At 47.1% G+C, this 12,494-nt stretch carries 9 protein-coding genes; 2 read left to right on the top strand and 7 right to left on the bottom strand.

Going from position 1 to position 12,494, the window contains the following annotated elements:
• Positions 1-980: 980 nt before the first annotated feature.
• Positions 981-1,502, bottom strand: a complete 522-nt coding sequence (locus tag ACTRXD_RS21035) for a hypothetical protein (protein WP_442433740.1) — start codon at positions 1,500-1,502, stop codon at positions 981-983.
• 747 nt (positions 1,503-2,249) lie between these two features.
• On the opposite strand from ACTRXD_RS21035, the gene ACTRXD_RS21030 reads away from it, so the two are divergent.
• Complete coding sequence (locus ACTRXD_RS21030) at positions 2,250-3,176, top strand: formylglycine-generating enzyme family protein (RefSeq protein ID WP_442433739.1); 927 nt, start codon at positions 2,250-2,252, stop codon at positions 3,174-3,176.
• A gap of 113 nt (positions 3,177-3,289) precedes the next feature.
• Here the strand turns inward: ACTRXD_RS21030 and ACTRXD_RS21025 are convergent, their stop codons facing one another.
• The 4 genes from ACTRXD_RS21025 to msrA all read right to left on the bottom strand — a co-directional run bounded on the left by ACTRXD_RS21025 (position 3,290) and on the right by msrA (position 7,826).
• On the bottom strand, positions 3,290-4,603 hold the full coding sequence (locus tag ACTRXD_RS21025; protein ID WP_442433738.1) for a matrixin family metalloprotease: 1,314 nt from the start codon (positions 4,601-4,603) through the stop codon (positions 3,290-3,292).
• Positions 4,604-4,715: 112 nt separating this feature from the next.
• Complete coding sequence (locus ACTRXD_RS21020) at positions 4,716-5,156, bottom strand: hypothetical protein (protein ID WP_442433737.1); 441 nt, start codon at positions 5,154-5,156, stop codon at positions 4,716-4,718.
• 368 nt (positions 5,157-5,524) lie between these two features.
• Positions 5,525-6,688: a hypothetical protein gene (locus tag ACTRXD_RS21015; RefSeq protein ID WP_442433736.1), complete on the bottom strand. Its 1,164-nt coding sequence runs from the start codon at positions 6,686-6,688 to the stop codon at positions 5,525-5,527.
• A 511-nt stretch (positions 6,689-7,199) separates the two neighbouring features.
• On the bottom strand, positions 7,200-7,826 hold the full coding sequence (gene msrA / locus ACTRXD_RS21010) for a peptide-methionine (S)-S-oxide reductase MsrA (RefSeq protein ID WP_442433735.1): 627 nt from the start codon (positions 7,824-7,826) through the stop codon (positions 7,200-7,202).
• Between the two features lie 1,206 nt (positions 7,827-9,032).
• Between msrA and ACTRXD_RS21005 the strand changes: the two genes are divergently transcribed.
• Positions 9,033-10,121: a hypothetical protein gene (locus tag ACTRXD_RS21005; RefSeq protein WP_442433734.1), complete on the top strand. Its 1,089-nt coding sequence runs from the start codon at positions 9,033-9,035 to the stop codon at positions 10,119-10,121.
• A gap of 505 nt (positions 10,122-10,626) precedes the next feature.
• On the opposite strand, the gene ACTRXD_RS21000 is transcribed toward ACTRXD_RS21005, so the two are convergent.
• Positions 10,627-11,418 carry a hypothetical protein gene (locus ACTRXD_RS21000; RefSeq protein ID WP_442433733.1) on the bottom strand — a complete coding sequence of 264 codons (792 nt, stop codon included), beginning with the start codon at positions 11,416-11,418 and terminating at the stop codon, positions 10,627-10,629.
• A gap of 76 nt (positions 11,419-11,494) precedes the next feature.
• Positions 11,495-12,494 (bottom strand): FG-GAP repeat domain-containing protein (locus ACTRXD_RS20995; protein ID WP_442433732.1); only part of this gene is annotated, 1,000 nt, incomplete at its 5' end.

Genomic DNA, 12,494 nt, shown 5'->3' with positions numbered 1-12,494 from the left:
GTGAATCCTCCGGGGGTTACCCGGGGGACAATCACCTGAAGGCGGGTCGCCGTTCAAGTCGACACCATCCAAATTTGCCAAAACATGTAATTCATTCATGCGCTTAGGCCGAAAGGCGACTCAGTTAACCGGACAGTAGTGCCACCATACACTTTTTCTCTCTCACTTTTATTTAAAAATTGCTTCCGACTCCTTCCCCTCGTTTGCTGTATTGACGGTATCTGAAAAATAATCGTTATAGTTGGGAAAACTGGCAAACATATCATCATATGTCGGTTGAATGGAATATGTTTGTCTAATCCATTAATACAACAGTGAGAGGATATTCAAATGAATTTACGTGGCTTGTCATTCCTTCACATTTTTTACAGGAAAACCGCAATATCTCTGAAGTATTTGATCTTGAGTTGTGGGATTTTTCTTACCCTTCTTAGTTCATTGAGTCTGATAACATCAGCCTGGGCTGATGAACTAACTATCGAGTTTGGGGATTCCTGGGTGGAAGATGGCTACATTTTCCATGTTGATATTCAATTACCGCCCTACAATAATTATTGCACAACATCTGGGAGGGGATTCATCGGCTTTAACGTGTATTATGAAGACACGAGAAGCCTGGATGGAGAGTGGGCCTTTGGTATCGCTCCGTGGCCTGAAGGTTTTGCGTCTGAATCCAAAGTGGGATCACACATGACTGCGGTCGCTCCTCAAGTATATTGCACCAGTTTTTCCCCCTGCACAATTCAGAATGTTCAAATTGTAAAGGCTTGGTGCCCACCGCTAGGAGGAGAAAGTTTTTATGCACAATAAATCCGCATTCTCCTGTGTCTTCTCAGAACCACCAACCTAATTCTTAGACTTCATAAAAATTTTGAATGGATATAGAATAGAGGAAATTTTCTATTCCTCCCTAGAGCTGGGATAATAGATACCTCCATCCATTGAAAAAAATTAAAAAGAAAACCCAGTGCCGGGCAAGACTATCTTTCAGGGACTACAGGCAGAACCCTAGGATCCAGGATGGCTTTCACGTCCCGCAATTCCTTTTTCGCACGATCGACATAAAATTGGTTGGCTAGGCCTTGGTAGGTTTCAATAATCCGTCGATAAGTGCCCAGAGCTTTGTTGTACTGTTGGTTTTCAGAAAAATAACGGGCCAATGCTAACCAATTTTCCGCAGCTGTTTCTTTGGCCGTTTTAATAATTCTCCATTCCTGCGTTTTCTCACCCTGCCTCATCTGGCCTACACGACGGAGCAAGCGCTCTTCACTTCTTAGCGCAAGGACCTCAATCTGTTCATTTTCAAACATGGCCTGCTCAACCTGATGTGATTGTAAATGGCCATAGAACATTTCCACATGGCCTTTAATGATATCCGCCTGCTGCTGATACCTATCTCCCATGCATGCGCCTAGAGTGCCTACCATGAGTAGACCACAGAACATTTTCAAGTAGACACACTCCTCCATACGAAAAGCAGAACAGAAAATATGGTTGATCATGTTCCCCTCGCAAATACCCTAATGGTTAGTTTATTGTTTAAACGTTCCACAAACATCCTCGCCAAGAACTCGTCCGTGACAATCAGTAAATTCTCCTTTTGCGCATATCCCACAAGCCCTTCAAGGTTTTGCAGGGTACAAGCTTTGCCTAATAGATTGACATGATTATTGACGGCTAGGACCCTTAACTGATCGGCCAATTGTTCCTGGACAACGTCATGACAGATGCACCTCCCGCTCCTGCCCTTAAAGAAAAACCAGACACAACTCAATCCCTGACTACTGAGGTGTACTCAGGTGATGCCCGTAATACAGGTCAAATACACGAACCTCATGTCAAGATTTAATACGGACAACCCAGGCACATTTTAACGTTGCCATAGAACCTGCACTCACAGAAATCTCCTTTTTGTACCAGCCTTGTTATACATTTTTGTTACGAGTCCATAGACCAGCGCCTTCGGCAAGATTGCGAAGCCTAAAAAACGGGTATGGATATTGACTCCGGTATCGGTGGGCGTTTTTTTTTCCGCTCGCCTTACAATTTCTGGCATACCCGTATAACACATGCCCTGCGCCAAGCTGATTCACTTCGCACATTATCCTAACCCCCTTACCCGGTGATTTTCGTACCTAAATATTGACTCGACTTTATTATCATGTTGCATCTCCAGCTATTCCGGCTTGCTCCCAAAGTGCCCTTCACGTAGACTGCCCTCATTTGACTTCACATACACGACTAGAAACATGCTTCACACATTTTACCTTCCGTTCACAGCAGTTCGACTCCTACATTATCTTTTATTGACGGCCTTCCTTTCCATAGGGCTTCTCTTGGGATCTTCCTGTTTGGCAATCGGAGAGACCCTCCTACCTCCCGACGAAGTTGATGAGCATATCGCCCATATCGCCAGCTTGGCCAAACCCTCCCCACAAGTTCCCATTCCCGAAGGAGTATTTTTGATGGGAACCAATCGGCGAGACGATCTTCGACATAGCCTTGAAATGCACTATGACGACACGGAATTTCCTCAACGTCACATCTGGGTGGATAGATTTCTCATGGATCGCTATGAAGGGACCTTAAGCGAATATCTGGCATTTCTGCTCACAACCAACAGGCCGGTCTCTCATGAATTACGGGGCCTCATCTGGCATCTCATTAGTGTGCATTTCATTCCTGATGAGGCACTCGCTTCCTGGCCGGCCCTCTATATCACATGGGAGGAAGCCAAAGCATTTTGCAAACATCATGACAAACGACTGCCGTCGGAAGCTGAATGGGAGAAAGCGGCAAGAGGTGAATCTGCCCGCATCTTTCCGTGGGGGGAAATGGACCCGACAGCGGGCTTAGCCGTATTCGGACAATACCACGTCCATGAAATTCCTCTGGTTGCAACGGTGGATAGCTTCGAGGATGGACAAAGTATTTATAAAATATTGCATTTGGCTGGTAATATCGCGGAATGGGTTAATGATTGGCTGGGACCAGATTATTACCCCATCATGCCAGCAAGGAATCCGCCTGGGCCCAAATCAGGGCGTTATAAGGTTGTACGGGGCGGATCATGGAAAAGTCGGCCGGTCATGTTGCGGTCCGCGACTCGTGGGGGTGCCATTCCAGAAGAACGTTCCGCGAACATCGGCTTCCGCTGTGCTCAATCCTCCCCCTAACACAGTTAATCTCTCATTAACTTATCCGGAACTTGTCTTTACACCAGTGTTTCAACAGAATCAGGGCAGGGAGGCTAAAGCCTCTCTGCCCTGATATCAGATGTGCTGCGCTATTAATGTGTAGGAGTATGAGTCACGGTAAGATTAAAATGCGCGTCTGAATATCCCCGAACTTTTACATGGACCGCAGTCCCATTGGTTGGCACATCAAGGACGCACTTTTCTTCCGCACCCGAGAGATAAGGACGGCAATCATAGGCAGTCGTTGTGGGATCCTGATTGAACCGAACATAGAGATCGGGGTCACCGGGATTGGCTTCTCCATGCATAACCACTTCCACTAATGTTCCCGGAACCACCATAAAGGGGCCATAGGTTTTCTCTGCATTCTTGGCCACACTTTGTCCGACAAAATTTTCCGTTTTGGGTCCGCAGGCTATGGGTCCCGCCGGTTCCTCGGGTCCCTGACATATTGCGGTATCAATGGTGAATCCCTGCGCAGGGCCATACAAACACGCTGCCCCATTTTTATCGATATTGGTCAGGGTCAGGGTCCAATCTCCTTTACCGTTACATTGCGGATAATGCATAACCGAGAAGGCATCGTAACTGGTTAACGGCCGCCAATTACTATCTTCAAAACAGGTACCCGAATCCGGGCGGGTATGCTCATGCCGGAATCCAATCGTATGACCTAATTCATGTCGCAATATCCCTTGTAGCGACAGTTTGCCATTTGGATCCAGTTGAAAAGAACTGTTATCCACCAAAACATTTCGTGAGGACCGCTGTTCATTCGGGAAAAAGGCTCGAGCCAGATATTGGCCATTCACGTTGACCGGGCGTACATCAAAAACCACATTCGGATTAGACGCCGTGCAAGAATCATCCTCTCCCCCCACATAAATGAAATCCACAGCAGCCACCGCCTCCCATGCATTTCCGGCCGCCTCCATGTCGGACTTCATTTTTTCATAATTCGCACCAAATGTTTTACTAACGCAGTAGGTCAGTTGCCGTTTTTCTATAGAATTCCACACGGCGTCCTGACCATTGACTTGATGAACGGTTAATTTCGTTCGAACCCCCTCGCGAGAGTTGTTCGACTCCTTTATTCGAGTTTCAAAAAATTCCTGTAGAAGTTTTTCATTGAGAATGGGGGTATCACCGTTCACAATATATTTCCCACCTTCAAAGGGTTCCTTATACGTTTGGGCTTTAAACTCCTCAAAGGTTTTATTTTTCCACTCGTCTCGTTTCCGTTCTGCGTTATCCGACAAAATTTGCTTGCCCTGGTCCGGGGAATTTTTGGGCCCACTGTCAACAGCTGGAAGTGGAGTTGTATGGAGTTGGGAACAGGCAGCCAATCCGATGACCATTCCAACCACCGTCAATGTCTGATTGAGAAAAAATCGACAATTTTTCATAATTCCACTCCTTTGAAAGTAATGATGAACCTCCCTGCTGATCAACAAGAAAACCCGAGGAACCAATTGATGGCGTCTACCCCAAACAAGATTCATGGAGGATAGAAACTGATCATGGGGGACAGGGTTCAACTTTTACGTTGATCAAATCCACTCCCTCGCCGAGCTGTTGAACCTGCTCAATAATTGAATGAGCCGATTCCCCATCAGAAAATTCCGCGCAGAGCCTCGTCTCCCCTTCTATTCCAATACGTTGCTCAACCAATCGCCGGACCTCACCGCGTTCCTGGGCGGACTTGAGAAGAGTGCGAGAGTGAGCTAACACCTCGATGGCCTGATCAGGTACGCCCTTTCCACGAGAAAGAGCATAAACCGCAATACTTTGTGGTGCAGGAGCTAGGGTTTCCGGAGGCTTGGCCTCTGCACACCCCTTGCTGGCCCCCATCATCATGACCCCCATTACCAACAAAGTCAGGCCAAGTCGAAGAGACCCAATTAACCCGCTTTGCCTAAAAGGAAACAGTCGAGCATCTTCCAATGGTGTGTATGTCATAAGGTATTCCTTTCATAAAGCAAGACCTATTCCCATGATAATGTAGTATGACATACACGGGGGGTGAAGAAAAAACCCAGGGAATATCCAACGCGTATTCTTCTTTGTCGATTTTTCACCTTATCCTTTGCTATTCATAACATTCTCCTTTTTCGATACACATTGTATCTAAATGGATAAAATCCTTAGAAACCATTTTATTCTGGGGCGATGTACTTTCGGACAATTGGCTATCAAAATTCCCGTAGGCCTCATGACCAATTGGATAAATATCGCCCTAATCCATTTTATTTAAATTGGCATGGACCACTAACCCGGAAGGAGGCAATCCTGTCGGAATAAAATGGTTCTGAAGAAAATTTCTATTTCTAAGAACTTAAAGGAGGGGCAGGAACACGAGTCACCAAATGGTGCAACCGAGCCTGATGACTATCACAGGGCTCAGAGCCCACATCGGATTCCTGAGTGACAACAATCGCTGCAGGGAGCAGCTCCCAATGACGTAAATCCGGACGTACGGTATTCTGAAACACTGTGGGAGCAACTTGCATTAACTGCGTACCACCCAGAATGGATAAGGCACACAAATCACCACTGCCTCTTCCTCCAAGTGACGCTGCCCCCGCACATCCACCAACGGCCACCCCGACCCCAAGAGAAAAAGGCACTAACCCATAAACCACGCCGACAGGTAAACGAATCCAACTCTGAATGTTCAAAAGAGGATGGTAAGCATGATCATGCCTGTGCGCGATTTTTGCAAACCAACTTTCCGTTGAAAGACGTAGGCCCGTTTCAGAAATACACAACTCCTGAAAAGGCGGTTTGGGATGAATCACAAAGTATCCATTGGGGGCGCCAAACAATTTGAAATCCCAATCGACCTCAGGAAAGCGACCAACCCCATAGATCTCCCACTGGGGGGTAGGACGAGCCCCCTGATCCAGTCTGACCACCTGCTTTTGGGCAAATGATTGAAGAGCAGGAGGCACATGCAGAAGAAAAGAACTGGTGGGCTCCGCCAGCCTGAACCAATCGGTTCTAGCATCTCCTGGTTCACCAAGGACTTCCCATAGCACGGCGGAAAGCACAAGATTGACAGGGTCTTCACCAAAATTGTACAACGGGGCGAACAGTTCATGGTCCAACCGCCGTAATTCCACTTTTGCATCCTCGACATGTCCGGTCCTCAAATAACTCGCGGCAAGCAAAACGCTTAAATATGCCCGCTCATACGATTCCAACACATACTCCGTAAGCACCCCATCAGATAAAAAGACTCCGGCCATTTCCCGAGAGAATGAAAAAGTTTTATCGCGGAATCCAGATTGGGCTTCTTCCGTATACTCAATGATTGCGGCATCGCATTTTTGGGAAAAGGCCAGGCTTAAGAGATTCAACACCTTAATCCGATTGGACCAATCAACATTGGAACGAAGAATCCCACATTCATCCTTAAATGTTGGTTGCACCTCTCGCATCTGACAACCCAAAATAAACAGAGAGAGCACCACTCCCACCCATCTCCACACACACATTACCCGACCGGTCCGCGAAGAGAGAATTGCCCTTTCGGATTCTGGGCTACTGCTAGTGTCTTTCATGCTTCCGGTGGTAAGGCAGGAGTCATTCAATCTGGTCTTTTCATCCAGTGGAAGGAATATATCAGATACAACTGAGGATGTCGGTTATGAATTGGTCATTTGTCAGTGCCGAGGCTTGAAGAATCGCTATCCAGCAGCCAAAAGGGAGGGGCTAATGCGGTTTTGGGGCATTCCTCATTCTTTTCCGCAATACCATTACTGAAAAGTGGGTGAATTAATAAACACTTTGATTGTCTTTTTTCCGGACAGGATAGATTTGTCCAAGATTTCCGGAAACTTTTCCATTCTAGAACCAACAAAAAAAGAAATATTGGCTGCCTTATCCCACTCCCCCAATTACCCGTGAACTGGCGAACAAAAAGAAGTCTACCACCATTTCAAAACCAAGACTATATAATGTATATGCCAGAAAGGAGGGGGTTGCTGCCCTAAGGGAGGATTATGGCTTTCCCCATAACTCTTCCAAGCGCTGTGAACGTCCACAATTCCATTTATAAAATTTGTACCGGACGGGATTCTCTTTATAAAAATCCTGATGATAGTCTTCAGCAGAGTAGAAGACCGAAAACGGAACAATCTCGGTCACGATTGGTTGTGGAAATGATTTGGAACTCTCCACTGCCAGCTTGGATTCGTCGATTACCATTTTTTGCTTTTCGTCAAGGTAAAAAATCGCGGTTCGATATTGATTGCCATGATCACAGAACTGGGCATTCGGCGTCGTAGGGTCAACATTATGCCAAAACACCTCCAACAGGCCTTGATACGTAACCTTAGTGGGATCGTAAGTCACTTCAACGGCTTCAGCATGCCCAGTTCCTCCGGCCGAAACTTGCTCATATGTTGGATTGGACAGGTGTCCTCCCGTATACCCGGAGACTACAGATACCACTCCATCAACTTTTTCATACACCTCTTCCATGCACCAGAAGCAGCCTCCGGCAAATGTGGCTTTTGCATATTGAGTCGTTTCTGTTGCAAGACTCTCTTGGGACAAGGCCGCCATTCCCCCTATCAACAGTGCCGCCAATCCTATGTTAAATAAAAAATACTTAATTCGTTTCATCAATACCTCCATTTTATCACCCATTCGTTCAAGAACTCAGGGGCTTTGAGGAGTTAAAAATATATATCTTCCCATCAAAATGAGCATACTCATTAGTCTCAAGAAACTGAATATCATTACGGGACCCGATTCTTTCGGAATTACGAGGCTTTTCATAATGCCCAAACTTCTCGCCAAACTCCCACACTTGATGAGATAAAAATTGGCAAAGATATGAATTCCCTACTTCCCACATCCATTTTGGGGGTCATAACGTTTTGAACATGCAGCGGTCGTTCACACATTAAAATACCTTTAGACTAACCACATCTCTGATGCCAAATCCTATCCTGTATTTCTAATCTATCGAATTTTCGTCCAAACGACACCCAGAAATTGTCTCTATCGAATGGCCTGCCCGTTAGGATTATACCAATCCATTGGCTCTTAAAGAGCCGGCTGCGCAGATTGTCCAATGTAAAAAAATTGATGGCCAGAGGTCGTCATTATATCGTTTTGGACATCCTTTGTGACTTTTGGATACAGATTTTTGATTATTTCAGGGTTTGCACATGCGGGATAGACACCTGATTCACCGATTTTTTGGGGTGTCCGCTATCTGCCTCTACTTTATATCGTTTCTGTATCACCACAATTCCTTTGTGGTTATAAAAGCACAGGGAACCTGTGTCCGGAATCCCGCAGATTCACTCAGGTTTCCCGCACATGGGAAAATTTTTCCAACTCCAGAATTGTTGCAATCTGAAATATTAGTAATGAGATCAACTCTTTTATTTTTCTTCTGACGAATATCCCCAATTTTGGAGGAAATTTCTGCCCATTTTGCCCTACGGCATCTGGGTTGCTTACCGATAAGGATAGGAGAAAAAAACATAATGATGGGGGCAGGTGATGGTGCGGACTGTTCTCTGGTTGGTTATGGGAAGTCTACTTCTCCCGTTTGCAAGCGGCTCGGCCTTTTCTGCGGATACGATCCCGCAAATTGACCGGCTAGGTGTGCGAACAGATTCACCTTCCAAAGCATGTGGTTCTCCAATCTATTCCTCTTTAGGACGTTCCTCACCGTTCTTCTCCCCAAGCACACCCTGTACTGTATCCAAGGATGAATATGCTCTCACTCGTTTCAACTTTAACCAAAAACGTGAACCTTTCAACCTTCAGAACGCTCGAGATATGCCCTCGCTGGCGAGCCAAGGTGGTAGCAGTTTGTATGAAGCTTCAAATGACATTCCTCTTTTTCATGAAGCCCTGTCCGCTGGAGTTCAGATGGTGTATCGGGATCCCTTTGTCACGGAAAATTCCGCAACGCCCTTGACCAACCGCATGGGAGCTCAAATCGTCCTTAAAGGGACCACAGCCAGTATGAAGTACCAGGCCCAATATGGCTTCTCTGGGCTGGAAGCCGGAAACACTTCATTTACGACACCCAATGATCGGGTAGGAGGAAGACTAATGTGGGAATGGAATCTTCCCCTCGTTACCCCTAAGATTGAACTCAGCCGGTTCACCAGTAATCTGGAGGGAGATCTTGCCCGTGCCCAGACCATCGCTACCCAGCAAAAATTTTCATTGCTCTTGGCCGCTCCCAATTGGCCCAGCCTATCCCTTGGATATGCCCGGCAACAGACAGACATCTTCACTCGACCCGAGGGGCCTCTCTCCGATGCCATTTCCACAGAATCCATTTCGGCGAATCTGTCGTTCCTATACGGAGCGGGCAAAGGCAATTGGTCCTCATACTATAAAACGTCTCAAAATGATTTTGTGGAGAATGAATCAGAGGAAGAAATCGGAACCAAGATGAGGGGCACTTTGAATTTATTAGAACCGGTAGATCTCACCCCCCAGTGGGGATATACTCGGCGAGTCAAATCCCGCGGGACCATGGTAAACGATCGCTTCTTTGCCAGGCTTGGCTCGAATTTCCGAGTTTCCCCAACTTCGACGCTTAACCCGGGAGTTGAATTTGCCCGGAACCTGAATCGATTTGATGCGCTTCGTACTGACACACTTGCGGCTAAACTCGGGTACGCCTATCTTGCAATGGATGACTCATTGCATGTTTCCATTCTCGGACAATATGTTCTCAACCAACGCACTAATACCTCAGCCGACCCTCAAATCTACGACATTTCGCTGTTATTTAAAAAAGACGTCAGGGACTACTTGCATCTGAACCATCGGCAACAAACCCTCAGCCTCAAAATCGCACACAACCAGCAAATGAACACCTCTTCTTCTCAAACACAATCCAACCAGACATCCGCCATGTTGCTCGTGAGCATCATTCCCTGAGTACATAGAATCTCCCTCCTTCCTCACAAACAAATTTCCCCATGACCTTCCCAGGGGCAGGCACAACGTATTTTTCATCCAACCCAGTATCAAAAGATGGCGTGTTCAGAATGGCCCATCCAGCAGGACTACTCCTGATTGGACAAGCTGAGAATACTGAGGAGGAGGTAAGCGGACCTTTTTCCGAATTATTAAGACTTCTCTCAAAGAATACTTCATTCAAGAAGGGGAGAGCAGGCAAAGGAAAAATGGGGAATACCCAGAGCAACACGACTCCCTACTCAAGTTCAGACTGTCGGCATGGTGAAAGCAGAAAGCAGGCTCTGCCGTTAGCCATACGAATCTTCCAACAGGAAAGGTCCTCACTAATTAGTATGAATCATTCCCTACCAAACTCACTGCTAAATATGCTTGCGGAATAGTTCTGTTCTTTCTCCTTATAAATTTAGAGGAGCCTGTCCTGTCAATAAGTGACAAGACGGTGGGGAGAGCTATTGGTTCGACTTTATGGGCTCAGGGGAAGAAGCATTTCTTGTTGCATATGCTTCGGCACGGGTTGAATATTCATAGGAGGATACGCGGTCGGAGGAATGATCTTCATCGCGCGCTCACTCCCTCCCGCCGGAGTTATCGGCATGTCCCTACTACTGGCTGGGGAAATTGGCATGGAAGCTCCATGTGCAGGTGGACGAATCTCCATAGGAACATTCCTTATGGCGAACACCTGTCCACCGGACCTTCGCTTCCCATGATATTGCCGTTCAGATCTGGACATATTCTTATTCCTCTGATTTTCACGCTCCCTATTTAACCCATAGCCTGCTAACCCGTTTTTTGGGACTGCACTAATCTTTTGCCCGGAAGGTTCCCGTCCAGGGCTTTTAATCCTCTTATCTGCTAGGGATGCTTCTGGTGAGACCTTAGCCATCACATGGAGTGTGGTGATTTTTCCAGCTGCATTCAATGTAAAGGCATAGTCCCACTGAACCAGGATCTTCGAGAGTGCCCTGTGCAAAGGTTCATTCTGTAACCTAACCGAAATGACTTTCTCCATTTCTGCATCCGGTGCCACATAGTCAAGGCCCAATTGTTTTTGCAACTGACCAAGGACTGTCCGCAGAGATACCTGGTGCAACTGACCAGTCATTCGTCCGGAATCGACATGAAGCGGAATCTGCCGATCAGAGGCCAATGCCATATCCGGCAGGCCGCATAGACTGGTGCCCAGGAGTACTCCGCCACACACCATGAAGAAGTGGCGTCCGCTCCCTAGTTGTCGTTGAATTTGATGTATCATCGTTCACCCCTGCATGTAACCCAGACCAATCACTTTTTGAAATCTGAGGCGACTGGTGATGTTTTTCCCACCCATCTTATTTTTGAATTTCCCAGTTCACCGGGGTACTGCCAGGAAACCCCACCGAACCGATTTTCAAACCATCCATCAGCCACACCGCCACGTTGCCATTCGTCCGATTTTGCAAGATAACATCTCCCCTACCATCTCCATCCGCATCACTCACCTGCCTAATTTCCCATTCGAGAGGTATGCCTCCTATAAAACCCGACAAGGGTGTCTTTGCCCCGTCCATTAGCCACACCGACACCATACCACTTTTCTTATTGCGCCAGATCACATCCCTTTTACTGTCCCCATTGACATCTCCAAGTAGTTGAATTTCCCAATCCAGCGAAGTGCTTGCGGGAAATCCCACCGAGGTAATGGTTAACCCATTCATTAACCAGACCGCCACTGTGCCATTCGTCCGATTCTGCCAAACCAGGTCTGCCCTCTCATCGCCATTGATATCACCCACTTGCTTTATTTCCCACACTGTTGGAGTGCCCCCAAGGAGGCCGACAGAGCGAATTGACAGTCCATCCATAAACCAGACAGTCACCATTCCACTATCCCGATTGCGCCAGATCACATCCGCTTTGCCATCCCCATTGATATCACCGATCCCCTTAACCACCCATTCGGCTGAAACACCACCGAGAAAGCCGGACGATTGTATTGTCCCCTCCTTCATAAGCCAAATACCCACCACTCCACTTATGGTGTTCTGCCAAAGGATGTCGCCTTCACCATCACCATTCATATCTCCCACCTGCTTAATTTTCCATTCCGTGGAAGTACTTCCAGGGAAACCGACCGACGTAATGGTCAGCCCATTCATCCGCCAAATAGCCACTTCACCACTACTCGCATTGCGCCAAAGCACATTGGTAGTCGGAGGCGTGATATCGGGAGCGGGACCCTCTGCTGGTTGAACGATGACGGAATACATACTGCCACTCCCCCCGCTGGCATTGCCCCCGAGAGTGATCGTCCCGGCCGGAAAGGTCCGAGCATAGAGGTGGAGGGTCGTA

The sequence above is a fragment of the Nitrospira sp. T9 genome, assembly GCF_052156535.1.
GTDB lineage: Bacteria > Nitrospirota > Nitrospiria > Nitrospirales > UBA8639 > Nitrospira_E.
Note: the sequence above shows the minus strand (reverse complement) of the source record. Positions and strands in the feature narration are given on the sequence as shown.

What these genes read in the sequence shown, in the direction of transcription:
- ACTRXD_RS21030 (WP_442433739.1), top strand. Translation starts at nt 2,250, where the DNA reads ATGCTTCACACATTTTACCTTCCGTTCACAGCAGTTCGACTCCTACAT.
- ACTRXD_RS21035 (WP_442433740.1), bottom strand. Translation starts at nt 1,502, where the DNA reads ATGATCAACCATATTTTCTGTTCTGCTTTTCGTATGGAGGAGTGTGTC.
- ACTRXD_RS21025 (WP_442433738.1), bottom strand. Translation starts at nt 4,603, where the DNA reads ATGAAAAATTGTCGATTTTTTCTCAATCAGACATTGACGGTGGTTGGA.
- ACTRXD_RS21020 (WP_442433737.1), bottom strand. Translation starts at nt 5,156, where the DNA reads ATGACATACACACCATTGGAAGATGCTCGACTGTTTCCTTTTAGGCAA.
- msrA (WP_442433735.1), bottom strand. Translation starts at nt 7,826, where the DNA reads ATGAAACGAATTAAGTATTTTTTATTTAACATAGGATTGGCGGCACTG.
- ACTRXD_RS21000 (WP_442433733.1), bottom strand. Translation starts at nt 11,418, where the DNA reads ATGATACATCAAATTCAACGACAACTAGGGAGCGGACGCCACTTCTTC.